This window comes from Georgenia sp. Marseille-Q6866 (assembly GCF_965111665.1).
In genome coordinates, this window is the sequence record NZ_CBCOOR010000016.1 from 25,088 (window position 1) to 49,241 (window position 24,154).

The 24,154-nt window shown below is 72.6% G+C and carries 21 protein-coding genes; 14 read left to right on the forward strand and 7 right to left on the reverse strand.

The features are described from left to right. Positions 1-131 precede the first annotated feature (131 nt). The 6 genes from ACWPXV_RS13525 to ACWPXV_RS13550 form a co-directional block, all read right to left on the reverse strand. The gene (locus tag ACWPXV_RS13525; RefSeq protein WP_454085700.1) at positions 132-6,869 is read right to left on the reverse strand and encodes a PKD domain-containing protein; all 6,738 of its coding nucleotides are present in this window, start codon (positions 6,867-6,869) and stop codon (positions 132-134) included. A 152-nt stretch (positions 6,870-7,021) separates the two neighbouring features. Further along, the gene (gene ehuA, locus ACWPXV_RS13530; protein ID WP_454085701.1) at positions 7,022-7,801 is read right to left on the reverse strand and encodes an ectoine/hydroxyectoine ABC transporter ATP-binding protein EhuA; all 780 of its coding nucleotides are present in this window, start codon (positions 7,799-7,801) and stop codon (positions 7,022-7,024) included. Beyond that, a complete protein-coding gene (gene ehuD, locus ACWPXV_RS13535; RefSeq protein WP_454085702.1) occupies positions 7,788-8,438 on the reverse strand; it encodes an ectoine/hydroxyectoine ABC transporter permease subunit EhuD in 651 nt (216 codons plus the stop codon). Before ehuD ends, ehuA begins: the two co-directional genes overlap by 14 nt. Beyond that, entirely contained in the window at positions 8,435-9,175 is a 741-nt protein-coding gene (locus ACWPXV_RS13540) for an amino acid ABC transporter permease (RefSeq protein ID WP_454085703.1), read from the reverse strand. The genes ehuD and ACWPXV_RS13540 overlap by 4 nt, the downstream gene beginning before the upstream one ends. Before the next feature lie 8 nt (positions 9,176-9,183). Then, a complete protein-coding gene (locus ACWPXV_RS13545; protein ID WP_454085704.1) occupies positions 9,184-10,110 on the reverse strand; it encodes a transporter substrate-binding domain-containing protein in 927 nt (308 codons plus the stop codon). 336 nt (positions 10,111-10,446) lie between these two features. Continuing rightward, a complete protein-coding gene (locus tag ACWPXV_RS13550; protein WP_454085705.1) occupies positions 10,447-11,436 on the reverse strand; it encodes an LLM class F420-dependent oxidoreductase in 990 nt (329 codons plus the stop codon). Positions 11,437-11,524: 88 nt separating this feature from the next. Here ACWPXV_RS13550 and ACWPXV_RS13555 point away from each other — a divergent pair, with 88 nt between their 5' ends. The 9 genes from ACWPXV_RS13555 to ACWPXV_RS13595 all read left to right on the forward strand — a co-directional run bounded on the left by ACWPXV_RS13555 (position 11,525) and on the right by ACWPXV_RS13595 (position 18,328). Next, a complete protein-coding gene (locus ACWPXV_RS13555; RefSeq protein WP_454085706.1) occupies positions 11,525-12,130 on the forward strand; it encodes a CDP-alcohol phosphatidyltransferase family protein in 606 nt (201 codons plus the stop codon). Next, positions 12,127-12,981: a DUF881 domain-containing protein gene (locus ACWPXV_RS13560; protein ID WP_454085707.1), complete on the forward strand. Its 855-nt coding sequence runs from the start codon at positions 12,127-12,129 to the stop codon at positions 12,979-12,981. The genes ACWPXV_RS13555 and ACWPXV_RS13560 overlap by 4 nt, the downstream gene beginning before the upstream one ends. 53 nt (positions 12,982-13,034) lie before the next feature. Then, positions 13,035-13,367, forward strand: coding sequence for a small basic family protein (locus ACWPXV_RS13565; RefSeq protein WP_454085708.1), 333 nt, complete (start codon positions 13,035-13,037; stop codon positions 13,365-13,367). Next, positions 13,364-14,119, forward strand: coding sequence for a DUF881 domain-containing protein (locus ACWPXV_RS13570; protein WP_454085709.1), 756 nt, complete (start codon positions 13,364-13,366; stop codon positions 14,117-14,119). The genes ACWPXV_RS13565 and ACWPXV_RS13570 overlap by 4 nt, the downstream gene beginning before the upstream one ends. Before the next feature lie 108 nt (positions 14,120-14,227). Continuing rightward, a complete protein-coding gene (locus ACWPXV_RS13575; protein WP_454085710.1) occupies positions 14,228-14,680 on the forward strand; it encodes an FHA domain-containing protein in 453 nt (150 codons plus the stop codon). Continuing rightward, positions 14,677-15,441: a transcriptional regulator FtsR gene (gene ftsR / locus ACWPXV_RS13580; RefSeq protein ID WP_251839531.1), complete on the forward strand. Its 765-nt coding sequence runs from the start codon at positions 14,677-14,679 to the stop codon at positions 15,439-15,441. The genes ACWPXV_RS13575 and ftsR overlap by 4 nt, the downstream gene beginning before the upstream one ends. A 59-nt stretch (positions 15,442-15,500) precedes the next feature. Then, complete coding sequence (locus ACWPXV_RS13585) at positions 15,501-15,971, forward strand: bifunctional nuclease family protein (protein WP_251839530.1); 471 nt, start codon at positions 15,501-15,503, stop codon at positions 15,969-15,971. Positions 15,972-16,206: 235 nt separating this feature from the next. Then, positions 16,207-16,725: a MerR family transcriptional regulator gene (locus tag ACWPXV_RS13590; protein ID WP_454085747.1), complete on the forward strand. Its 519-nt coding sequence runs from the start codon at positions 16,207-16,209 to the stop codon at positions 16,723-16,725. Positions 16,726-16,864: 139 nt separating this feature from the next. Next, the gene (locus ACWPXV_RS13595; RefSeq protein WP_454085711.1) at positions 16,865-18,328 is read left to right on the forward strand and encodes a DUF2510 domain-containing protein; all 1,464 of its coding nucleotides are present in this window, start codon (positions 16,865-16,867) and stop codon (positions 18,326-18,328) included. 69 nt (positions 18,329-18,397) lie between these two features. Here ACWPXV_RS13595 and ACWPXV_RS13600 read toward each other — a convergent pair whose 3' ends face one another. Beyond that, positions 18,398-19,435: a zinc-dependent alcohol dehydrogenase gene (locus tag ACWPXV_RS13600; protein WP_454085712.1), complete on the reverse strand. Its 1,038-nt coding sequence runs from the start codon at positions 19,433-19,435 to the stop codon at positions 18,398-18,400. A gap of 70 nt (positions 19,436-19,505) precedes the next feature. Between ACWPXV_RS13600 and ACWPXV_RS13605 the strand changes: the two genes are divergently transcribed. The 5 genes from ACWPXV_RS13605 to ACWPXV_RS13625 all read left to right on the forward strand — a co-directional run bounded on the left by ACWPXV_RS13605 (position 19,506) and on the right by ACWPXV_RS13625 (position 24,141). Continuing rightward, positions 19,506-20,057: a nitroreductase family protein gene (locus tag ACWPXV_RS13605; protein WP_454085713.1), complete on the forward strand. Its 552-nt coding sequence runs from the start codon at positions 19,506-19,508 to the stop codon at positions 20,055-20,057. Between the two features lie 45 nt (positions 20,058-20,102). Beyond that, positions 20,103-21,266, forward strand: a complete 1,164-nt coding sequence (locus ACWPXV_RS13610; protein WP_454085714.1) for a class I SAM-dependent methyltransferase — start codon at positions 20,103-20,105, stop codon at positions 21,264-21,266. A 310-nt stretch (positions 21,267-21,576) separates the two neighbouring features. Further along, positions 21,577-22,173, forward strand: coding sequence for a M15 family metallopeptidase (locus tag ACWPXV_RS13615; RefSeq protein WP_454085715.1), 597 nt, complete (start codon positions 21,577-21,579; stop codon positions 22,171-22,173). 106 nt (positions 22,174-22,279) lie between these two features. Continuing rightward, positions 22,280-23,002 (forward strand): response regulator, encoded by a 723-nt coding sequence (locus ACWPXV_RS13620; protein ID WP_454085716.1) that lies wholly within the window; start codon positions 22,280-22,282, stop codon positions 23,000-23,002. Further along, the gene (locus ACWPXV_RS13625; RefSeq protein ID WP_454085717.1) at positions 22,999-24,141 is read left to right on the forward strand and encodes a sensor histidine kinase; all 1,143 of its coding nucleotides are present in this window, start codon (positions 22,999-23,001) and stop codon (positions 24,139-24,141) included. The genes ACWPXV_RS13620 and ACWPXV_RS13625 overlap by 4 nt, the downstream gene beginning before the upstream one ends. The last annotated feature ends 13 nt before the right edge of the window (positions 24,142-24,154 follow it).

Sequence of the window (24,154 nt, forward strand, 5' to 3'; positions counted from 1 at the left end):
CCCCGTCGGCGACCGGGGCGGGCGGGATCCAGCTCTCGGCGCGGAGGGGTGGGGCTGGTGGTGAGCGTCGAGGGGGCGGGGCGAGGGTCAGGAGGAGCGGCGACGGCGGACGAGGAGTGCGCCGAGCGCGGTCACCGCGCAGGCCGCGGCGACGAGCGCCCACGCGCCACCCGCACCCGTCGTCGGCATGCGGGGGTTGTCCTTCCCGGGTGCCGGGGTGCCGTCGGACCCGGCCCCGGGGTGCGTGTCGGAGCGGGGGTGGTCGGGTCGTCCGTCGGCTGCTCCGTGGGTGCCCCGGTGGGCTCCTCGGTGGGCTGCTCCGTCGGTTCCTCGGTCGGCTCCTCGGTGGGCTCCTCGGTCGGCTCCTCCGTGGGCTCCTCCGTCGGCTCCTCCTGAGCGGTGGCGACGGCCGTGCACTCCACGGCGTCGGCGAGCCCGACCGCCAGCGTGCCGTCCTCCTCGCAGGCGCCGGTGTAGGCCACCGTGTAACCCTCGGGAGCATCGACGACCACCGCGTGGGTGCCGGCAGAGAGCTCCACGGGCTCGCCGAACTCCGCGGGCTCGCCGCCCACGGTGAGGCTGAAGCCCTCCGGCACCGCCACCGCGGCGACGGCCGCGAGCTGCGCCGCGCTCACCACCTGGAGGCCCACGGTGACCTGGGCGGCGATGTCGTCGTGGGTGACGGTGCACGTGGCGTCGTCGCCGGCGGCCACGGTCACGCTGCCGTCGGCCGCGCACGCGCCACCGAAGGTCGTCGTGTACCCGGCGGGCCCCTCGTCGAGGGCGAGGGCGTAGCCGCCGGCGTCGAGGGAGTAGACCGTGCCGCTCGTCGAGCCCGGGGCGCTGCCGACCCCGGCGACGGCGACGACGAAGTCCGCGGCGTCCGCGGTGCCCCCGTGGTCGGTGACGGCCTCGGTGACGACGGTGAGCGTGGCGAGCTCGGGCGGCACGTCGTCGTGGACGATCGTGCAGGCACCGGTCCCGCCGGCGGCGAGGCTGATCGTGCCGTCGGCGGCGCAGTCACCGGTGATCGTCGTCGTGTACCGGGCCAGGGCCCCGCCGTCGACGACGTAGGCGCCGGCGCCGAGGGTGTGGACCGTCCCGGCGGCGTCACCCGGTCCGGTCGCGACGACCTCGGTCCCGCGGTGCAGCGTCACCGTGAAGTCGGCGGCCGTCGCCGTGCCGCCGTCGTCGTTGACCACCTCGGTGGTGACGGTGAGCGTGGCGGGCTCCGGCGGGACGTCGTCGTGGACGATCGTGCAGACGCCGGTCCCGCCCGCCGTCAGGGTGACGGTGCCGTCGGCGGAGCAGTCCCCGGTGACCGTGGTCGAGTAGCCGGGCAGCGAGCCGCCGTCGACGGCGTAGGCCCCGGCCGGCAGGGTGTGGACCGTCCCGGCCGGGTCGCCCGGGGTGCTCGAGACGAGGGCGCCGTCGCGGCGGATCGAGACGGTGAAGGCGCCGGCGGCTGCGGTGCCGCCGTCGTCGTTGACCACCTGCGTCGTCACGGTGAGCGTCGCGAGCTCCGGCGGGACGTCGTCGTGCGTCACCGTGCACGCGCCGCTGCCCCCGGCGGCGAGGGTGACAATGCCGTCGGCGCAGTCCCCGCTGAGGGTGGTCGTGTAGCCGGGCAGCGACCCGCCGTCGACGGCGTAGGTCCCGGCCGTCAGCACGTGCACCGTGCCGTCCGCCGAGCCCGGCGCGGAGACCGGGGCGCTCGGGCCGTCGCCCAGGGTGACGGTGAAGTCGCCGGGCGCCGCACTGCCGCCGTCGTCGTTGACGACCGCGGTGACCACGGTGAGCGTGGGCCGCTCGAGGATGTCGTCGACGTCGGTCGCGACGTTGTTCGCCGGGGTGAGGTCGCTGCCGTGGGTGCCGTCGTCGAAGGCCCGCGCGGTGACGGCGAGCGTGCCACCGGCGGCGACGTCCTCGGCCACGCGCACGGTGAGGCTGCGCGGGACGGTCGCGCCGGCGTCGGCGTCGAAGGCCGGCCAGGTGACCGTGGCGCCGTCGGCGGTGCCGCCGTCGCCGGCGGAGACGAGCGTGAGGCCCTCGGGCAGCTCGACGGTGAGCGCGACGCCGGTGGCCCCGACCTGCCCGACGTTGGCGACGTCGACGGCGTAGGTGAGCTCCTCGCCGCCGCTCACGGCGGTGCGGCCGTCGTCGACCGCGACGGTGAGGTCCGGCCGCTCGACGAGCGCGGTCGCGCAGGACCCGAGGAGCGCGTCGAGGACGGGCTGGGGGTCCGTGGCGAACGCGGCGATGTCGAAGACGGCGCCGCCGCTGCCCGTGGCGAGGTCCTGGTAGTCCTGCGTCGAGCTGTTCGGGGTGACGATCGAGAAGAGGACGGCCTCGTGCTCGGCGAGTGCGGCGCGCGCCTCCTCGACCGTGTACTGCGAGCGCTGGGTGGGCTCGTCACCGACGAGCACGACGCAGCGTCCGGCGCCGGGCCGCAGGCCGACGTTCTCGCCCAGCGCGTCGACGATCGCGTCGATGCCGGGCTCGTCCCCGCCGCCCGTCGTGAGGGCCGCGGTGGCGGCGGCGACGTCGTCGAGGTTGTCGGTGGCGGGGACGACGACGCGGGGCAGGTGCCCGGCCCGTCCCTCGTGGGCGAGGAAGCCGCCGCCGAAGCCCATGACGCCGATCTGGTAGTCGATCTGCTGGGCGAGCTGCTCGGCGATGTGGACGACGTTCGCCTGGACCTGCCGCTGGACCCCGCCCATGCTGCCGGACTCGTCGATCGTGAAGACGACGTCGCCGGGCGGGCGCTGGGTGTCCGGCACGGTGTCCACGTCCGCGGAGGTGAGGTAGTCCCCGGTGCCGGCGAACTCCGCGCGGAGCTCGCGCTCGGCGCCGAGCGGCAGCTGGAGCTGGACGGCGCCCGCGGCGTCGGTCGTCACGGTGCGGGTCTCGTCGCCGAGGGTGACGGCGAGCTCGGCGCCCGGGACGGGCGCGAACCCGGTCCGGTTCCACAGGGTGGCGCGGACGCTGAGCTCGCCGGTGGAGGTGAGGGAGCCGGGCACCGGGTAGACGCTGAGGTAGGTGGCGGAGGGCTGGACGGTGACGGTCGCGGTGTCGGTGGACGAGCCGCCGTCCGCGTCGGTCACGGTGAGCGTGGCGGTGTGGGTGCCGACGCCGTAGCGGTGGGGCACCCGCGCCGTCGTGCTCGTGCAGCCCTCGACGACGACCGTGTCGCTGCCGTCCCCGAAGTCCCACGTGCACCGCAGCTCCGCGCGGTCGGCGGCGACGTCGTTGACGGTCGCGTCCGGCGTCCACGTCGACACCGCCCGGCCCGCGACGGTCGCCACGGGCACCGTGTGGTCGCGGCCGGCGTAGACGGTCGGGGCGACGTTCTCGACGGTGACGGTGCGCGTCGACGTCGCCTGCTGCCCGTAGGAGTCGGTGACGGTGAGGGTGACCTCGTACTCGCCGTCGTCGGCGTAGGCGTGGGTGGGGGCGAGGGTGCCGTCCGTCCGGCTGCCGTCGCCCCAGGTCCAGGTGCGCTCGACGACGGCGCGGCCGACCGGAACGGGGGTCGTGTCGGTGAAGCGCTCGTTGCGGCCCTCGAGCGCGGGGGTGGGCACGGCCACCTCCGTGTCGGGCAGGGGTGCGACGACGCGCTGGAGGAGCTCGGTGCGCGAGGTGTGGCCCTCGGCGTCGGTGACGGTGAGCGTCACCGTGTAGTCGCCCGGGGCCGCGTACGTGTGGACGGGGTGCTGCTCGGAGGAGGTGGCGCCGTCACCGAAGGTCCACGCCCAGGCGACGATGTCGCCGTCCGCGTCGGCGGAGCGGTCGGTGAACGCGACCCGCGCGCTGCCGACCTGACCGGTGAGCGCCTTGAGCTCGAGGGTGTCGGTGTACGCGGTGGAGCCGCGGTTGGTGAGCGCGTCGTAGCGCAGGTACCGGCCGGTGCGCGGGGTGTCGAGCTCCAGGCGCTGGAGGTCCGCGGTGTTGGCGAGCTGGGTGTCCACCGCCGTGGTGAAGAGGTCCGCGGAGGTGCCGCGCACCTCGCCGAGTGCGAGCCGCACGTCCTGCGGGCGGGTGCTCTGGCCGGTGCCGGGGCGCAGGGCGAGGGCCTCGATCTGCCAGCTGCGGCCGAGGTCGAGGACCGCCCACTGGTTGGTCGTGAGGGCGGAGGCGGTGCGCCAGCCGGTGGGCGCGGCCGGGTAGTCGACGTCGATCATCTCCACGGGCGTGGTGCTCTGCGCCGCGGCGCTGGAGAAGGCGAGGACGCTGCCGCCGTGGTCGACGAGCGCGACGTCCGCGAGGCCCGTGCCCGGCAGCGGGCTGAACGCGGCGCGGGGCGGCCCGGAGAGAAGGATCTCGGCGCTCGCGACCTCCGAGACCACCCCGAGGGAGTCGGTGGCCCGCAGCGCGACCGTGCCCGAGGCGTCCATGACGTGCACGGGGTGCTGCTCGGTGGAGTCGACGGTGAAGGTGGCGCCGTCGTGGTCGAGGTCCCACTCCCAGGCGGCGATGCCGTCGGCGTCGGTCGAGGTGTCGGTGAGCCGGACCGGGTTCCCCACGAGGGGCACCTCCGGCTCCCAGGTGAAGGAGGCGACCGGCCGGTCGGTGACGACGACGACGCCGCTCGCCTCGTCGCTCTCCCCGTCGCCGTCCGTCACCGTGAGGGTGACGTCGTAGCGGCCGGCGGCGGTGTAGGTGTGGCTGGGGTGGCGCTCGGTCGAGTCGGTGACGCCGTCGCCGTCGAGGTCCCACGCCCACGCGGAGAGCGGGCCGTCGGGGTCGGTGGAGCGGTCGGTGAAGGTGACCGGCTCGCCGACGACGGCGGGCACCGGGGCGTGCTCGAAGGCGGCGGTGGGCGGGCCGGTGTCCTCGGTGGCGGGGTCGCAGTCGTCGTCGACGCCGTTGCCCGGGACCTCGGCGGCGCCGGGGTGGACCGCGGGGTTCTCGTCGTCGCAGTCGACGTTGGCGTGCCAGCCGTCCGCGTCGGCGTCCGGGTGGACGGGCACGAGGGTCCACTGGGTCGTGCGGGCCGCGCCGGAGGGGTCGGTGCTGTGCGCGGCGACGCGCTGCGGCGTCTCGTCCGCGCCGGGGGAGAAGGTGTGGCTCGTTCCGGTGGCGACGGTGTCCTCACCGACGGTCCACTCGGTGACCACCTCGTCGCCGTCCGGGTCGGCGACGGTGACGGCGAGCTCCTGGCTCCCGTCCAGCGGCACCTCGACCACGCCCGGGGCGGGCAGCGGGCTCGTGTGCGCGGGTGGCCGGTTGGACGAGGTGAGCTGGAGCTGGACGACGTCGGCGGCGGTACGTCCGTCCGCCGCGGTCGCCCGCACGCCGACGAGGACGCGGCCCGGCTGCCCGGAGAGCACCTGGCCGCTGGCCGGGAAGGTGTGGGTGACGGTGGCGCCGGTCGCGTCGTCGAAGGCACCGTCGCCGTCGAGGTCCCACTCGATCGTCTCGCAGCCGGTGCAGCGGGCGGTGAGGGCGCGCGCGGTGCCGACGGGTACGGAGGTCGCTCCCGGTGCGGTGACCGTGGGGTAGGGCGTCTCGCCGCGGGTGGCGACGAGCGCCTCGAGCTCGGAGATGATCGGGTTCATCGCGTTGGCGAGCTGGGTGTAGGCGCCCGACATCCCGTTGTTGACGCTGACCTCGGCGTTCTGGAAGGTCGTCCACGACGGGGCACCGCCGACCTCGTCGAGGACGACGTCGACGAGCCGCTCGAGGTCCTCGTCGGTGGCGCCGAGGTTGCGCAGCTCGCGCTCCTCGACGGGGGTGAGCCCCTCGGCCGCGAGCCGGTCGGTCCCCGCGCGCAGGCGGTCCAGGGCGGTGCTCGGGTGGCTCCCGGCGCTGGCGAAGGCGTTGGTCTGCGCGTGCAGGGCACTGGACTCGTTGGCCAGCGCGGTGTTGAGCCGAGCCGCGTAGTCGCGGATACCGCGGGCGTGCAGGAGCGCGGCGGGGGCGTCGTCGGCGAGGGCCGCGCCCTGGTACTTCTCGAGCGCGCCCAGGAAGGCGGCCGACAGCTCGGTCGTCTGGCTGAGGTGGTCGGCCCACGTGGCGAAGGCGGTCCAGCCCGGGTGGCCGAGCGGGGCGGCGAAGTCGGTGACCGGCGCGGGGACGGCGGGCTCGGCGAAGTCGGGGTCGGGCGGGTCGGCGGCGATGCCCCGGTAGTAGGAGGCGCGGTCGACGATGGTCTTGACGACGGCGAGCTGGAGCGCGATGACGTCGGTGACGCTGACGGTCGGGCACCAGGGCGTGACCGGGCTGCCCTCGATCGTCGGCATGAGGAGGCAGATGTAGGTGAGGTAGAAGCCGGTGAGGCTGCGCGCGTCGCTGATGAGCGAGTACGCCGTCGTCGCGGCGAAGAAGGCCGTGTAGGCCTGTGCCGCCTCCACCCAGTGCTCGGCCTGCTCGTCGGCGGCACCCTTCATCGCCTGGATCGCGGGGTCCGGCAGGAGGGGGACACCGGTGGGCAGGACGACCTCGAAGGCGGGGGAGAGGATCGAGTCGCTCCCGTCGAAGACGCCGTTCTGGCAGGTGTCCTCGACGAGGTCGTAGGTGCCGGCGCCGACGCTCCCGCTCGGGGCGGTGATCGCGAGGATCTCCCCGAAGACGCCGCTGCCCAGCCCGGTGCCCTGGAGGGTGTTGGGCGACCCGGAGACGTCGCTCAGCGTGGCGCCCGGACCCACGGAGCCGCTCGGGACGACGTAGATGTCCGACGCCGTCCAGAAGGTGTCGCAGTCACGGGTGAGGGTGCCGACGTCGACCATGACGGTCGCGTTCGGCCCGAAGCTGTAGCCGTTGAGGGTGAAGCCGGAGACGTCGGCGGCGGCGGGTCCCGCCGTCGTGATCCCCCCGAGCACGAGTGCAGCTCCCGCGGTGGCCGCCGCCACCCGAGTCGTCCGGCCCATGTCCGCGTCGTCCCCTCATCCGCCCGGCAGTCTCCGGATGCTGCCCGCTCCCGCGCGCCGGGAACGGGCCGACGACGGGTGATCGACAGGTGATCAGGAGAGGGCGGGAGGGGTGAGGCGACGGCGGGGTCCCGTCGGGACCCCGCCGCGGCTCAGAGCACGGCCTGGAGGAAGTCCTTGGTGCGCTGCTCGCGGGGGGCGGAGAAGATCTCGCGGGGCACGCCGTCCTCGATGATCCGACCGTGGTCGAACATCATCACCCGGTCGGAGACCTCCTGGGCGAACTGCATCTCGTGCGTGACGATGAGCATGGTGATGTCGGTGGAGCTCGCGATGTCCCGCAGCACGCCGAGCACCTCCCCGACGAGCTCGGGGTCCAGCGCCGAGGTCACCTCGTCGAGGAGGAGGATCTCCGGGTCCATCGCCAGCGCGCGCGCGATGGCCACGCGCTGCTGCTGACCGCCGGACAGGCGGGTGGGGTGCTGGTCCACCTTGTCCGACAGGCCCACGAGCTCGAGGAGCTCGCGCGCCCGGGTGTGCGCCTCCTCCTTGCCCCGGCCCAGCACGTGGATCGGGGCCTCGACGATGTTCTCGACGACCGTCATGTTCGGGAACAGGTTGAACTGCTGGAAGACCATCCCGATCTTCGTCGAGACCTTGTTGATGTCCTTCTGCTTCTGCCGCACGCGCCTGCCGCCGCGCATCTCGTAGACGAAGGGCTCGCCGTCGATGTAGATGAAGCCGTCGGTGAGCTCCTCGAGCGTCATGACGAGGCGCAGGATCGTCGTCTTGCCCGAGCCGCTGGGGCCGATGAGCGTGACGCGCTCGCCCTTGGCGACCTCGAAGTTGAGGCCGTCCAGGACGGTGTTGTCACCGAAGCGCTTGACGACGTTCTCGAAGCGGATGACCGGGGTGGTGTCAGTAGCGGGCAAGGCGGTTCTCCAGTTTCCGGACGAGGATCGAGGTGGGGTAGCTCGCCGCGAGGAAGATCAGCCCGGCGAGGGTGATCGCCTCGGTGTAGGTGAACGTCCGGGAGCCGTAGTTCTCGGCTGCGGAGATCATCTCCGGCACGGTGATGACGAAGAGGAACGGGGTGTCCTTGAACATCGAGATCACCCAGGTGCCCAGAGCCGGCACGGTGGTGCGCAGGGCCTGAGGCACGACGATCCGGGTCCAGGTCCGGCTCCGCGGCAGGGACAGCGCGGTGGCCGCCTCCCACTGGCCCGCGGGGACGTTGTCGATCCCGGAGCGGTAGACCTCGGCCATGTACGTGGCGTAGTGGATCCCGAGGACGCCGATGCCGATCCACAGCGGGTCCCACGAGGTGAAGGTGTAGTAGACGAACAGCAGCTGGACGACGAGGGGCGTCATCCGGATGAACTCCATGACCCAGTGCACCGGCTTGGCGATGACGGCGGGCGCGGAGCGGCGGACGAAGGCGATGACGAGCCCCAGGGCGGCGGCGATGACCGAGCCGAGCACCGTGGCGAGCAGGGTGACCTCGAAGAAGGCCGAGAGCAGCTGGGGGAGGACCTCGGCGGCGCGCTCCCAGCTCCAGAAGTCGTTCATGAGCTCACCGCCCCCGACTTGGCGGCCCGGGGCCGGAGCAGGCTCTTCGCCGGCTGCTCGACACCCAGCCGGCGCTTCGCACGCGCCTCACCCCAGTTGGCGATGAGCACGAGGACGTAGGCGATGAGGAAGTACATGACCATGGCCGTGCCGTAGGAGAAGAACGTGTCGCCGGTCCGCTGGCGCAGGACGCCACTGACGAAGGTGATGTCGTGCATGAACAGGAGGTAGGCGACCGCCGTGCCCTTGAGGAGCATGATCCCGAGGTTGCTCAGGGAGGGGATCATGATCGCCCAGGCCTGGGGCCAGACCACCCGGACGAGGCGCCGGCCCGGGGGCAGGCTGAGCGCGACGCTCGCCTCCCACTGCCCCTTCGGGACGGCGTTGATGGCACCGCGCACGACCTCTGCGCCGTACGCGCCGTAGTTGAGGCCGAGCCCGACGATGCCGGAGACGAGGCCGGCCACCTCACGGTTGGCGAACAGGTCCGGGAACGCGAGCGGCACGACGTAGAAGAGGAAGAAGAGCTGGACGAGCAGTGAGGTGCCGCGGAAGAACTCGATGACGACCCGCGCCGCGCCGCGCACCACCATGTTCTGGTGGCGCGCGGCGAGGCCGAGCACGACAGCGAGCACGAGCGCGAGCGCCGAGCCGCCGATCGTCAGCTGGAGGGTGACGATGATGCCGTCGACGAACTGCGGCCACAGCGTCGCGAGGGCATCGAGGTTCTCACTCACGAGGCGAGTCAGCCGATGTTGCCGGCGCAGAGGTCCTCGGTGGTGAAGTCCCCGGTCGGGCGCTCACCCTCCGTGAAGCCCCAGTCGCCGACGACGGAGAGGTACTCGTCCTCGCTGCCGACGATCTCGGCCAGCTTCTCGTTGTAGGCGTCCCGCAGCTCGGTGTCCTCGGGGCGGAAGACGGTGCCGCCGGCGCCGACCTGCTCGACGCCGTCGATGACGGCGATGAAGGTGTCGGTGACCTCGACGCCCGGGTCGTTGGCGGCGTTGTCGACCATCCAGTTGAGGGAGATGCCGGTGAGGGCGAAGACGTCGGCGCGGCCGCCGGTGATGAGGTCCATCCCGTCCTGCGGGTTGCCGACCTCGGTGGCCTCGATCCCGAGGTCGGAGGCGTAGGTGGCCTCGATCGCGCCGGTCATGGCCGCCATCCGCAGGCCGTCGTCCTGCGCCTCGACGATGTCCTGCATGTCGTGGACGTCGAAGGGGTTGCCCTCCTCGACCATGAGCGCCGTCGTGTACTGGAACTCCGGCTCGGAGAAGATCGCCTGCTCGCAGCGCTCGGGCAGGATCGACATGCCGGCCGCGACGACGTCGAAGTGGCCGGCGTTGAGGCCCTGGATGAGCTGGCCGAACTCGGCCTGGACGCCGTCGACGGTGTCGATGCCGAGCTCGCCCCAGATGCGCTCCTGCAGCGCCACGGAGGCGCCGACGAGCTCGCCGCTCTCGTCCTGGAAGCTGTAGGGCGCCTCGCCGGCAAAGCCGACGGTGATGGTGCCGGCCTCCTGGAGGGCCTCGAGCTTGCTCTGGCCCTCGCTCGGCTCGACCGCGCCGTCCTCGCCGTCGCCGTCACCGCCGCACGCTGCGAGTCCGAGCGCGAGTGCTGCTGCGGCCGCCGGGATCGCCACCCGTCGTCGGGTAGAAGTCGTGGTCATCATGGTCCCTTCGGTTTGCACGAGGCTGTGGTCTTGACAACCCCCTCCGGGCCGCAGGGAGCAGCGCACGGAGACGGCCAGTCGCCCCGAGTGGTCATGGTGCTCGGCCACGCTAGGGAAGCGCGGAGCGGACCTCAAGGACCCGAACTGCGCTGTTCATGGCCAGTTTCCGCCCGGGCGCACCACCGCACAATCCGCGCGGTGGTGCGCCGCGACCGCCCTTTGCGGAGGGCCTGCGCGGGACCGGGACGCGCCGAAGGGACGCGTCTCGATCGTTATCGCAACGTGATGTTCTTGGCTAAGTGATGACCTGCGCCAGTCCTAAACGTTGCGCATTGGTTACCGAAGTGCGGGGGCCACCTCGCGCTCGAAGAGCTCGATACCGCTCGTGTCGTAGGCCGCCTCGGGGAAGTAGAAGATCCCGTAGGACATGCCCTGCTCCTCCAGCGCACGGAGCTTCTCGACGATCTGCTCGGGCGTCCCGTACGCCGGCAGGTCGCGCACCGACCCGAGCTCGCGCTGGACGCGCTCCTCGTCCACGCCGGCCCTGCGGAGCCGGTCGGCGAGCTGCTCGACGCGGTCACGGACCTCGGCCTCGTCACGGCCGATCGCGACGTTGTAGTTGGCCGAGCGGGTGATGCGCCCGAAGTCGGTGCCAACCTCGCGGCAGTGCTCGGCAAGGATCTCGGACTTGCGCGCGAAACCCTCGGGCGTGCCGTCGAAGTTCGTGTAGTCGGCGTAGCGGGCGGCGATCTTCAGGGTCACCTTCTCGCCACCCCCGGCGATCCACAGCGGGACGCCGCCCTCCTGGAGGGGGAGGGGACGGCAGATCGCGCCGTCGACCTCGTAGTGCTTGCCCGAGAAGGTGGCCCGGCCCTCGCGCCAGGCCTGGCGCATGATCTGCACGCCCTCGTCGAGCATGGCCAGGCGCTCCCCGGCCCGCGGGAAGCCGTAGCCGTAGGCGCGCCACTCGTGCTCGTACCAGCCGGCGCCGATGCCCATCTCCAGGCGTCCGCCGCTGACGTGGTCGACCGTCGCGGCGACCTTGGCGAGGTACATGGGCGGGCGGTAGGCCATGCACGTGCACATCTGGCCGAGGCGGACCCGCTCGGTGCTGGCGGCGAGGGCCGCCATGAGGGACCACGCCTCGTGGGTGGCCTCCTCGCTCGGCACCGGGGTGGTGTGGAAGTGGTCGTAGACCCACACCGACTCCCACGGGCCGGCGTCGGCACGGCGGGCGAGGTCACGCATGAGGGGCCACTGCTGGGCGTCATCGATGCCGACGAGGTCGAATCGCCAGCCCTGGGGAAGGAACATTCCGAGTCGCATGGTCGAGAAGAGTACGGCCAGGTCACAGCGTGGTCACGCCGGGCGCGCTCCACCCGCCCTGTCGGACCTCGTGCGTACCCTGGACCCCGTGAGCACCAGGGAGAAGGCGGCGCGCGTCGCCGAGGAGCGCGTGTGGACCATCCCCAACGCCATCAGCTTCCTCAGGCTCGCGCTCATCCCCGTGTTCGCGTGGCTCATCGTCGCCGAGCACGACGCCGCGGCGGTCATCGTCGTCGCCGTCGCCGGCTTCACCGACTGGGCCGACGGCTACATCGCCCGGCGCTTCAACCAGGCCAGCCGCCTCGGGCAGATGCTCGACCCTGCCGCCGACCGCCTCTACATCCTCGTCACCCTCCTCGGGCTGGCCTACCGCGACATCATCCCGTGGTGGCTGGTCGCCGTCATCGTCGCCCGCGAGCTCGTCCTCGCCGGGACGATCCCGGTGCTCCTGCGGCACGGGTACGGCACGCTGCCGGTCCACATGGCCGGCAAGGCGGGCACCTTCTGCCTCATGTACGCCTTCCCGCTGCTCCTCCTCGCCTCCGCGCCCGGCGCCCTCGGCACCGCCGCCTCGACGGCCGGCTGGGCGATCGCGCTGTGGGGGGTGGGCCTGTACTGGTTCGCCTGCCTGCTCTACCTCGAGCAGGTGGCGTGGATCGTCCGCCGTGACCGCCGGGCGGCGAGCCCGGCGTGAGGCAGCAGCCCGGTCGCCCCGACCAGTCGATGACCCTCCTGCGGGAGGTCGTCGAGCGGCCGCTCGACCCGGGCTACGCCGCTGCTGCCCAGCGGCGCGCGGACGGCACGGCGCCCCAGCTGCCCTGGTGGCGCAAGGGCGTCGTCCTCGTCGTGGCCGCGGCCCTGGGGCTCGGAGCGGTGTGGGCGGCCCGCGAGCTGCGCGCACCCGCCGACGGCGCGGGCGACGCACGCGCGCTGCTCCTGGCCCAGGTGGAGGACGGCGCCACACGCGGGGAGCAGCTGCGCGCCGACAACGCCGCCCTCGTCGAGGACATCGAGCGCCTGCAGGAGGAGTCGCTCCGGGGGAGCGACCCCGAGTTCCTCGAGCGGGTCCAGCTGCTCACCCTCAACGCCGGCAGCGCCCGCGTCCGCGGCCCGGGTCTGCGGATCACCCTCGACGACTCCCGTGACGCCCAGGCCGGTGAGCCGGGCGCGGACCTGGGACGCGTCCAGGACCTCGACCTCCAGGTGCTCGCGAACGCCCTGTGGTCGGCGGGCGCCGAGGCGGTGGCGATCAACGGGCACCGGCTCTCCGGGCTCAGCGCGATCCGCTCAGCCGGCCCGGCGATCCTCGTCGACCTCGCCCCGCTCGCCCGGCCCTACGTCGTCGAGGCCGTGGGCAACCCGGGGGACATGAGTGCCCGCCTCACGCGGAGCACCGGGGGCACGCACCTGGGGACGCTGCGCGACTCGTTCGGCATCTCGGTGAGCATCGAGGAGGCCGACGAGCTCGTCCTGCCCGGCACGACGGCGCGCACGCTGCGCCACGCCGAGCCGCTCGAGGCGCAGACGGGCCGGGAGGACGGATGATGGGGCGTCACGAGAGGCCGTGCCACGTGCGCGTGTCGAGGGAGGATCGCTGAGTGTTCGCTGTCATCGGGCTCGTCATCGGCGTCGTCGTCGGGATCGTCGTCGAGCCGACCGTGCCGGCGGTGCTGCAGCCCTACCTGCCGATCGCCGTCGTCGCCGCCCTCGACGCCCTCTTCGGGGGCCTGCGCGCCTACCTGGACGGCGTCTTCGACGACCGCGTCTTCGTCGTGTCCTTCCTCTTCAACGTCCTCATCGCGGCGCTGCTCGTCTTCCTCGGTGACCAGCTCGGGGTGGGCGCCCAGATGACGACGGCGGTCGTCGTCGTCCTCGGGATCCGCATCTTCTCCAACGCGGCCTCGATCCGCCGGCACATCTTCAAGGCATGACACGCGACGCGGGAAGGACGGCGGCCGGCGGGGGAGCGGGGCGGCTGCGGCACCTGCTCCTGGGCCGCCACCCCACGTGGGTCCACGTCCTCATCGTGGTGCTCTGCGCGGCCGTCGGCTTCGCGCTCGCCGTCCAGGTCCGCCAGACCCAGGAGGACACCTACGCGACCATGCGCCAGGACGACATCGTCCGGCTCCTGGACGAGCTCAGCGTGCGCAACCGCGAGCTCACCGAGGAGGGCATGGAGCTGCGCCGGGAGCTCGGGGAGCTCGAGTCCGGCTCCAGCTCGCGCGCGGCAGCCCAGGAGGCGGCCGCCCAGCAGGCGCGGGTCCAGGGCATCCTCGCCGGGGCGCTGCCCGTGACCGGACCGGGCGTGGAGCTCGCGGTCCACGACCCCTCCGGTGCCGTCAGCGCGCCCGTGTTCGTCACCGTGCTCGAGGAGCTGCGCAACGCCGGCGCCGAGGCCATCGAGCTCAACGACCAGCGGATCACCGCCTCGAGCTGGCTCGGCACACGACCCGGGGGACTGGTCGTGAGCGGTACCGAGATCAGCGCCCCCTACGTGTGGCGCGCCATCGGTGATCCCCAGACCCTCGCCGTCGCCCTCGACATCCCCGGTGGCGCGCTCTCCTCGATCCGGGGCGCCGGCGCGGCCGCCGAGGTGACCCAGCACGACGAGCTGTCGATCACCTCCGTGCGCTCCCTGTCGGAGCCCGAGTGGGCCACCCCCGCGCCCGTCGAGGACCGCTGAGCGGCCCACCCGGGACGCGGTGCCTGTCACAGGAGCCCCATGGGGAACTATGGTGGTGTCCAGCGCCGGGTGACGAGCCCGGTGGTGCCGCCGAGGGGAGTACACGCCATGGGAATCGAGCCCGAGCCGCAGGACTTGTCGAGCACGACCGCCCGCTTCGGGGCGATCGGTGCGAGTGACGAGGCCGCGGAGCGCTCCGACGTCCCCCCGCCCGACCGCGCCGCGATCGACGGGCTGCCCCCGGGGCACGCGCTGCTCATCGTCCAGCGCGGGCCGACGGCGGGTGCGCGCTTCCTCCTCGACACCGACCGCACCCTCGCGGGCCGTCACCCCACCGCCGACATCTTCCTCGACGACGTCACGGTCTCGCGCCGGCACGCGGAGTTCCTCGCCCACGAGGGCGGCTACGTCGTGCGTGACGTCGGCTCGCTCAACGGCACCTACGTCAACCGGGAGCGCATCGACTCCGCCGTGCTCAACGCCGGTGACGAGGTGCAGATCGGTAAGTACCGGCTCACCTACCACCCCAGCCCGCACCGCGGGGACGCGCCGGCCTCGTGAGCTCGACCGCCCGCCGCGCCACCGAGTCCCACCCCGAGGAGCCGCAGGAGCAGCCGCGGCCATGGCCCCCGGGCGCCTCCACCGACCCCACGATGAGCATCGGCGCCGTGCTCGCGGCCCTGCAGCCGGAGTTCCCCGCCGTGCGGATCTCCAAGCTCCGCTTCCTCGAGGAGCAGGGCCTGGTGAGCCCGAGCCGCAGCGGCTCCGGCTACCGCATGTACAGCCAGGCCGACGTCGAGCGTCTGCGCTTCGCGCTCACCGCGCAGCGTGACTCCTTCCTGCCGCTGCGCGTCATCCGCGACCAGCTCGAGGACCTCGACGCCGGACGCCCCGTCGAGTCGGTGCCCGGCACTCGCGTCGTCGCCCGCGACGGCGAGCTCGTCCGCCCGCGCCCCTCGGCACGGGTGCGGGCCCAGGAGATCGCCGACCTCACCGGGGTGAGCCTCGCCGAGATCGACGAGATCGCCGACGCCGGCCTCATCGTCCCCGACGCGCGCGGACGCTACCCGGGCCGCGCCGTCGACGTCGTCCAGCACGCCGCCGCGCTCGCGCGCCAGGGGATCAGCCCGCGCCACCTGCGCACGGTGCGCACGGCCGCCGAGCGGCAGGCCGACACGATCGAGCAGGTCGTGGCCCCGGTGCGCGCCCAGCGCTCGGGTGCCGGGCGCGAGCGTGCCGCGGCGCGCGCGCAGGAGCTCGCCGAGCTGTACGGGCGGCTGCACGCGGAGCTGCTCCGTGCCGCCGTCGACGACCTCGGCTGAGCCGCGCAACCCGCGCATTTCGCGCGCACCGCCGTCGTGATGGCCGTACCGTTGCTGACATGCGAGAGATGGACGTGCTCGGCGTCCGGGTGAGCATCCCGGAGAACGAGGTCGTCGTCGTCCTGGCCGTCCGCGACGAGGGGCGCGTGGTGCTGCCCATCGTCATCGGGCCGCGCGAGGGCGCGTCCATCGCCACGGCGCAGGCGGGCATCGTGCCCGAGCGCCCCCAGACCCACGACCTGTTCATCTCCCTCCTCGACGCCACGGGCGTGCGGCTGGAGCAGGTGCGCGTCACCAGCCTCGAGGAGGGCACCTTCCACGCCGAGCTCGTCCTGTCCTCGGGGCAGCACGTCGACTCCCGCCCCTCCGACGCCATCGCCCTCGCGCTGCGTGCCCGGTGCCCGGTGCTGTGCGACGAGGGGGTGCTCACAGCGGCCGGCGTCGTCATGGACGCGGAGGACGAGGCCGAGGTCGTGGCCGACTTCCAGGCGTTCCTCGAGAACGTCGAACCGGAGGACTTCGAGCCGTGAGAGGGCGCACCGTGAGGTGCACCTCAACCTTCACTTGAGACTGAGACACGCTGGTTCGACACGCCGATCGCGGCTCGCCGCGCATGTCGTTGACTGGGGTCCCCCCGGGTCATAGCGTGGGGGTCATCAGGGCCGGAGCACACCTCGTGCGCGGCGTGGACGAACGGGAGTGCACGTGAGCGGCAGCGACGCGACGGCCGGCGCAGCGAGCGGGGTGCCCCAGCGGGCGCAGGGGATGCTCTTCGGGGACTCCCTTCCCGACCTCGACACCGAGACCGGTTACCGCGGGCCCACGGCCTGCCGGGCGGCAGGGATCACCTACCGTCAGCTCGACTACTGGGCACGGACGGGTCTCGTCGAGCCGACCATCCGCAACGCCAGCGGCTCCGGGTCCCAGCGCCTCTACAGCTTCCGCGACATCCTCGTCCTCAAGGTCGTCAAGCGGCTGCTCGACACCGGCGTCTCGCTCCAGCAGATCCGCTCCGCGGTGCACCACCTGCACGAGCGCGGCGTGGACGACCTCGCCGGCATCACGCTGATGAGCGACGGCGCGAGCGTCTACGAGTGCACGAGCGCCGACGAGGTCATCGACCTCGTCCAGGGCGGTCAGGGCGTCTTCGGCATCGCCGTCGGCCGCGTGTGGCGTGAGGTCGAGGGCTCGCTCGCCGAGCTCCCGACCGAGCGTGCCGAGCGCGCCGGCGCCCAGGTCGATGACGAGCTGTCCCAGCGCCGACGCGCACGCGACGCCGGCTGACACGAGCTGACGACGAGGGGCCCGGGGCGACCCGGGCCCCTCGTCGTGCTCCCGGTCGGCTGGGGCCGGGGGAGAAGTCCCCATGCCGCAGTGTGATCGGCGGTCGGGGGAGGGGGTCGCTCTCTCCTACTATCGGACCATGAGCAACCCCATCGCCGGTTGGTACCCGGACCCCTCAGGTGACCAGAGCAAGCTTCGTTACTGGGACGGCACGTCCTGGACCGAGCACTTCGCGCCCGCGCAGGGCGCCGCGCAGCAGGCGGGGGAGGCCGGCACGAGCAGTGGCGGTCAGCCGACGGGGCAGCAGACGGCGGCGGAGCCGTACGGCGCGCAGCCCACGGAGCAGCTTCCCGCTCAAGGAGCCGAGCAGCCGGCCGCCCAGCCCACCGAGCAGTTCCCCGCTCAGGGAGCCGAGCAGCCGACAGCTCAGCCCACCGAGCAGTTCCCCGCTCAGACCGGTGAGCAGCCGGGCGCCCAGCACACCGCCGTCTACCCGGCCGGTCAGTACGGCCAGCAGCAGCCCTTCGGGCAGCAGCCGGAGCAGCAGGCGTACGGTCAGCAGCAGGGCCAGCAGGCGTACGGCCAGCAGCCGTACGGCCAGCAGCAGCCGCCGGCGGGCTACGGCCAGCCGGACTACGGCCAGCAGCAGCCCTACGGGCAGTACCCCGCAGGCCAGCAGCCCTACGGCCAGTCGCCCTACGCGAGCGGGCAGGACGCCTACGGCCAGCAGCCGGGCGCCGACGAGGGCGGCTCGGGCAAGGGCCTGGTCATCGGCATCATCGTCGCCGCGGTCGTCCTCATCGGCGTGGCGGTGACCGCCGTCGTCCTCCTTCTCGGGGGCAACGACGACCCGGAGCCCACGCCTCGTCCCACGCCGGCCAGCACGGCCACCGACGACGGCGCCACCGAGGATCCCACCACCGACGACGCCACCGAGGACCCCACTGACGACGCCCCCACTGGTGGCACCGTCAGCGGAGGCGAGATCGCGATCGGCGAGCCCGTCACGGGCTCGATCGCGGCAGGGGAGACCTGGACGGGGACGATCATCGTCGAGGAGGCCACCCCCCTCGTCATCGACGTCGTCTCCGCGAGCGGTGACCTCACCATGACGCTGACCGGCGGCGCGATCGACCTCGCGAACGACGACCGCAGCCGTTTCCGGGTGAACCCCGACGCGAGCTCGCTCGACCCTGCCGTCGGTGCCTACCTGGAGCCGGGGGAGTACGAGGTGGCGGTCTCCGCGTACCTCGACACCGTCGAGACCGACTTCACCGTGAACGCCGCCGCCGTCCCGGAGACGGCCACCCCCGGTGAGCCCGTCGCCGTGGATCTCGGCCAGGGCGAGGTGTGGGTCGCCGCCCTCGAGCTGACCGAGCGCGGCACCGTCGTCATGGACTCGGTGTCCTCCGAGGGTGACGCCCAGATCGGCGTGTTCACGTCCACCGGCGAGGTCGAAGGCGCGGACGACAGCGCCGAGGGCGCCGGCGGCAGCCTCGACCCGTACGTGGAGCTCGAGCTGCCCGCCGGTGTGCACATCATCAGCTACGGCGGGTACGCCGGCGCGCCGCTCACCGCGGAGCTGTCGATCACCGTCGAGTAGTCCTCCGACCCTGACACGGCGACGCCCCCGGGAGCACGTGCTCCCGGGGGCGTCGTGCTGCGCGGCCGGTCAGCGCCGGGGGTCGACGAGAACCTTGGCGTGGGTGCTCGCGCCGCTGTCGAGCTCCTCGAAGAGCGCCTCGAGGTCGCCGAGGCCCACGGTGCCGGTGTGGAGGACGTCGACGTCCACGGCCCCGCTGGCGATGGCCTGCATGGCCCCCACGAAGTCCTCGTGGTTGTAGGCGAGGGAACCGATGACCGTCAGCTCGCGCTGCTGCCAGTCGGGATAGCTGACCTCCGAGGTCGACATCGGGAAGCCGAGCAGGGCCAGGGTGCCGCCTCGGCGGACGAGCTCGGCGGTGGGCTGGAGGAGCGCGGCCACGCCGGTGCACTCGTAGACGACGTCGGCGCCGCGTCCCTCGCTGGTCCCGCTCACGTGGTCGACGACGTCGCCCGGCTCGAGGACCTCGGTGAAGCCGAGCCGGCGAGCAGCGTCGCGGCGCGCCTCGTTCGGTTCGACGACGACCACCCGACCGGCACCCGCGTGGCGCGCGTGCTGGGCGGTGAGGAGACCGATCGGGCCGGCGCCCTGGACGACCACGAAGGCCCCCAAGGGCTGCCGGACGCGCTTGACGGCGTGGAAGGTGACCGCGGTCGGCTCGACGAGAGCGGCCTGCACGTCGGTGAGCCCGTCGGTCACCGGCGTGACACGGCGCGCGGGCAGGGCGAGCGCCTGGGCGAAGCCGCCGTGTGCCGGGGAGTCGGGTGTGACCCCGTTCGCCTCGGCAAAGGCGAGGTCACAATTCTCGGTGTGGCCGGCGCGGCACTGCGGGCAGGCCCCGCAGGCCGGCCCGACGCTCGCGACCACACGGTCGCCGACCGACAGGTGCGTGACGCCCGCACCCACAGCGGTGACCGTGCCGGTCCACTCGTGGCCGAAGACGGCGGGCGGCAGGCCACCAGAGGTGTAGCCGTGCGTATCGGTCGCGCAGATGCCGCAGTAGGTGATGTCGACGACGACGCCGTCGCGCGCGGGCTCAGGGACGTCCGCGGTCCTCAGCTCGAGGGTCCGCTCGGCGGGCGCGGCAGCGTACTGGTACTGGGGCATGTGGAGGCCTCCTCGTTGTGGTGACGTGGTCCGTCTCTCCTGCCTATCACCTCCGGTGCATGATGGGCAGATGACGACACCTGAGCCCGACCTTCTCGCCACGCTCCGGAGCCTGCGTCAGTCGCGCCGCTTCCTCCCAACGCCCGTGGGGCAGGACGAGCTGCAGCGGTTGCTCGAGGTGGCGCGGTGGACCGGCAGTGCGAAGAACACCCAGCCCTGGCACCTCGTCGTCGTGACCGACGCCGGGGTCAACGCGGAGCTGGCACAGTGCGGTGCCTTCGCCGGCTTCCTCGAGGGCGTCTCCGCCTCGATCGTCGTGTCGGTCGAAGGGGAGGGGCGCTCGGTCGCCTACGACGACGGCCGGCTGGCCGAGCGCGTCATGCTCGCGGCGTCCGCGCTCGGGATCGGGAGTGGGACCGCGTGGTTCAGCAACGCCGAGGCACGCGGGCGGGTGCGTGAGCTGCTCGGCCTCCCGCACCACCTCGAGCCGTGGTCGGCGATCGGCCTCGGCTACACCGACACGAGCCAGGCGCAGGCGACTCCGCAGCTGTCGGGCCGCAAGCCGCTGGCCGAGATGTCGAGCTGGAACCGCTACGGCCAGCCGGCGCCGGCAGGGGAGTAGCGTCGCTGGGCACACGCCCCGGGGCCGTGCTGGGATGATGGCGGGATGAGTGCCCCCGCGTTCGACCTCGACCAGCTCCGTAGGTATCCCGACGTGGAGGCTCCCGACCTCGTCGCCGTCGACGCGACCGACCGGCTTGTCCTCGATGAGGCCGCGACGGCGCTTGCCGCAGCCGGCCCGGGGGAGATCGTCGTCATCGGCGACAGGTACGGCGCGCTCACCCTCGGCGCGATCGCGCTGCACGGGGCACGCGACCTGCGGGTGCACCAGGACACCCTCGTCCACGAGCGCGCCCTCGAGGCAAACGCCGAGCAGACTGGCCTCACCGGGACCTACCGGTCGCTGGGCCTCGTGCCCGAGCTCGTGACCGGCGCGCGCGTCGTCCTGCTGCAGCTGCCGCGCGGGCTTGCTGCGCTCGAGGAGATTGCCGAGCTGGTCGCCGCCCACGCGACACCCGACGTCGTCGTCGTGGCGGGTGGCCGCCTCAAGCACATGTCGCGCAGCATGAACGAGGTCCTGGGTCAGCACTTCGCCGACGTCACGGCGTCACTCGCGCGACAGAAGTCCCGCTGCCTCGTCGCGCGGCATCCGACGCCGCCCGGCACCTTCCCGTCCTTCCCGCGCAGGCACTTCGACGAGCAGCACGGCGTGTGGATCGCTGCCCACGGTGCCGCCTTCGCCGGCCCGTCCCTCGACCTCGGGACGCGCTACCTCCTGACGTTCCTGGGGGAGATGAGCCCCCAGGCGCGCGACGCCATCGATCTCGGCTGCGGCACCGGGGTGCTCGCTGCCCAGCTCGCCGCGGCCCGCCCGGACCTCAACGTCGTCGCGACGGACACGTCCAGCGCCGCCGTGCGCTCCACGCTCGCCACGCTCGAGGCGAACTCACTCGGCGAACGCGTCCAGGTGGTGCGGGAGGACGGACTCGAGAGCCAGCCGCCCGTTTCGACTGACCTCATCGTGTGCAACCCGCCCTTCCACGTCGGTGCCAGCGTGCAGCCCGACGTCGCGATCGAGCTGTTCAAGGGCGCGGCCCGGGTGCTTCGTCCCGGCGGTGAGCTGTGGACGGTGTTCAACTCCCGGCTCGGTCACGCCGGCGCCCTGCGCCGTATCGTCGGATCCACCAAAGTGATGGGCGACAACGGCAAGTTCACCGTGACGCGGTCGATCAAGCAGCCGAGCCGAGGGGAGAGCGGCGCGGACCGGTAGGGGGCCGAGCACGGGAGTACATCCAGCGCCTAGCCTCCCCGCAAGATGACATAATGCACATTATCGGCGATGAACCAGGACGAGTTGAAACAGATGTCGAGCCCCAGCGGCCCGGCTCAGCTGAGCGCACGTCGGAGCAACGCGACTGAGGTTCACCTCAACAAGACGCGTCGGCTCCGCCCTGTCATGGAGGAGGAACGTCTCGGGTTCGCGCCGACTGCAACCCCCCAGGGGTGAGTGCAGGCGGCGGTTCTCCTAACGAGAGGCGGCTAGGCGCCGATAGGCGTAGTAGGCGACGAACGGAGTATCGGTGGACGGGATCCTCGCCATCTCTCAACGCATGGCGCAGATCGAGGCTACCCTCGGCTCGATCTCGGTCCCCCGCGTGCAGCCAGCCGCAGGCTCTGCCACAGCATTCGCCGAAGTCCTCGCCAGCGCCGTTGCCGACACTGCCCCCGCTGTGGCTGCGGGCACCTCCACCCTCGGAGCGTCTGGGTTCAAGGTCAACGGCGAGGGCGTGCCGGTCGATCTCGCGGCCTACGGCAACGGCCGCATCCCGCGTGAGGCTCTCGCATCGGTGGGTGATACCGGCCACAGACTGTGGGCGCCCGCCGCTCAGTCGTTCGAGAAGCTGCTCTCGGCAGCTGCGGCCGAGGGCGTAGCAATCGGCATCACCGACTCCTACCGTTCCTACGACGTGCAGGTCGACGTCGTGCGGCGCAAGGGTCTCTACTCGGAGGGCGGCCTGGGCGCCAAGCCGGGCACCAGCCAGCACGGCTGGGGAATGGCCGTAGACCTCGACCTGGACGCATCGGCGCAGGCATGGATGCGTACAAACGCCGCTCGGTTCGGGTTCGTCGAGGACACCCCGCGCGAGCCCTGGCACTGGGCGTTCCAACCCTCCTGACCCTGGAGAAGTACTCAGGTGTGAGAGCAGCCGCAATCTCAAGACTCCGTACGGACGCGTCCGACGTCCAGCGAGCCTGGAACGGTCCGCCACGCCGACGGCGAGAATGGGCCGCATGACTGCGGTCCCTACTGACGTGAACCTGCCCCGTGTGCTGGTCGTCGACGACGAAGCCCCGCTGGCGCGGCTGGCCGCCAGCTACCTGGAACGTCACGGCTTCGAGGTCCAGGTCACCGGCGACGGCAATGACGCGATCGAGCGGGCCCGTCAGTGGCGCCCGGGCGTCATCGTCCTCGATCTCGGGCTTCCCGGTGCCGATGGCATCGAGGTCTGCCGGACGGTGCGCACGTTCTCCGACTGCTACATCGTCATGCTCACCGCTCGTGTGGAGGAGGTCGACAAGCTCGTCGGGCTGTCGGTCGGCGCCGATGACTACGTCACCAAACCCTTCAGCCCACGCGAGCTCGTCGCTCGGGTGCGGGCGATGCTGCGCCGCCCACGCCAGGACACCGGGCCGCACGGGGCCGGTGCGTCGTTCGGGCCACTGAGCATCGACCTGCTGGGCCGGGAGGCATTCATCGAGGGGGATCCTGTGGCGCTGACCCGCACTGAGTTCGATGTCCTCACCGCCCTGGCCAGCCGCCCGACCATGGCCTTGTCCCGCCGCCAGCTCATCGAGCTGGTGTGGGGACCGGGCTGGGTGGGCGATGAGCACCTCGTCGACGTTCACATCGCTCACCTGCGGCGCAAGCTCGGGGACGACGCCTCCGCGCCGAAGTTCGTCAAGACGGTGCGCGGCGTCGGATACCGGATGGGGACCGGCCAGTGAGCGCCACGCCGCGCCGCCGGTGGGGGCTCGGCGCCCGCTTGCTCGCGGCGATCGTCGCGGTCATCCTCGTCGCGGCCGGCACCGCGTGGGCTGTCGCCTCGGCCATCGGCCCGGAGATCTTCCACGACCACATGCTCATGGCCGAGCCCGCGGACTCCTCGGTCGTCTCCCACGTCGAGGAGGCCTTCACCACGGCGTGGACGCTGTCGCTGTCCCTCGCGCTGCTCGCCGCCCTGCTCACCTCGGTCGTCGTCAGTGTGTTCCTGACCCGGCGCATCGCCAGGTCGCTGGAAGGCGTACGGCAGGCCGCCGCCCGGGTTGCTGGCGGTGACTACGCCGCCCGCGTTCCCGAGGTGCACATGGGCGGTGAGTTCGATGACCTCGCCGGCGCGTTCAACACCATGGCCGCTGACCTCGGAGAGATCGAGCAGACACGTACGCGCATGCTCGGCGACCTGGCGCACGAGATGCGCACCCCGGTGGCCACGCTCGACGGTTACCTCGAGGGCATCCTCGACGGTGTGGTCACGGCCGACGAGTCAACGGTGGGCATGCTGCGCGAGCAGGTCGCGCGCCTGGCCCGCCTCGCCCAGGACATCACCCTGGTCACCGCCGCCGGGGAGGGACGCCTGAGCATGCACTGGCAGCCCCTCCAGGTCGGTGCGTTGATCGACGACGCCGCCGCGCAGGCCGCCGCCAGGTTCACCGGCAAGGGCGTCGAGCTGAGGGTCGAGGTCACCGAGGAGGCCCGCCAGACGGTGCTCACGGCCGACCCCGACCGGCTCGGCCAGGTCCTGACCAACCTGCTGGACAACGCCGTGCGCCACACCCCACAGGGAGGCCGGGTGCAGCTGGACGCGCAGCGGACCGGGTCCACGCTACGCCTGTCGGTGCGCGACAGCGGCAGCGGGATCGCCGCCGAGCACCTGCCGCACCTCTTCGAACGCTTCTACCGCGCCGACGCCGCCCGGGACCGCGCCCACGGCGGATCGGGCATCGGCCTTGCCATCGTCCACTCCATCGTCCACGCCCACGGCGGCGCCGTGACCGCGACCAGCCCCGGTCCCGGTCACGGCGCCCTGTTCACCGTCGAGCTGCCCGTGGTCGCCGACACCCGGCCCGGTCACCGCTCACCCTGACCGTGGCTCCTTT

Coding starts and splice junctions, on each gene's coding strand:
- ACWPXV_RS13550 (WP_454085705.1), bottom strand. CDS start 11,436: ATGCGACTCGGAATGTTCCTTCCCCAGGGCTGGCGATTCGACCTCGTC.
- ACWPXV_RS13575 (WP_454085710.1), top strand. CDS start 14,228: ATGGGAATCGAGCCCGAGCCGCAGGACTTGTCGAGCACGACCGCCCGC.
- ACWPXV_RS13610 (WP_454085714.1), top strand. CDS start 20,103: ATGAGTGCCCCCGCGTTCGACCTCGACCAGCTCCGTAGGTATCCCGAC.
- ACWPXV_RS13590 (WP_454085747.1), top strand. CDS start 16,207: ATGCTCTTCGGGGACTCCCTTCCCGACCTCGACACCGAGACCGGTTAC.
- ACWPXV_RS13600 (WP_454085712.1), bottom strand. CDS start 19,435: ATGCCCCAGTACCAGTACGCTGCCGCGCCCGCCGAGCGGACCCTCGAG.
- ACWPXV_RS13585 (WP_251839530.1), top strand. CDS start 15,501: ATGCGAGAGATGGACGTGCTCGGCGTCCGGGTGAGCATCCCGGAGAAC.
- ACWPXV_RS13605 (WP_454085713.1), top strand. CDS start 19,506: ATGACGACACCTGAGCCCGACCTTCTCGCCACGCTCCGGAGCCTGCGT.
- ehuD (WP_454085702.1), bottom strand. CDS start 8,438: ATGAACGACTTCTGGAGCTGGGAGCGCGCCGCCGAGGTCCTCCCCCAG.
- ACWPXV_RS13570 (WP_454085709.1), top strand. CDS start 13,364: ATGACACGCGACGCGGGAAGGACGGCGGCCGGCGGGGGAGCGGGGCGG.
- ACWPXV_RS13595 (WP_454085711.1), top strand. CDS start 16,865: ATGAGCAACCCCATCGCCGGTTGGTACCCGGACCCCTCAGGTGACCAG.
- ACWPXV_RS13620 (WP_454085716.1), top strand. CDS start 22,280: ATGGGCCGCATGACTGCGGTCCCTACTGACGTGAACCTGCCCCGTGTG.
- ACWPXV_RS13545 (WP_454085704.1), bottom strand. CDS start 10,110: ATGATGACCACGACTTCTACCCGACGACGGGTGGCGATCCCGGCGGCC.
- ACWPXV_RS13525 (WP_454085700.1), bottom strand. CDS start 6,869: ATGGGCCGGACGACTCGGGTGGCGGCGGCCACCGCGGGAGCTGCACTC.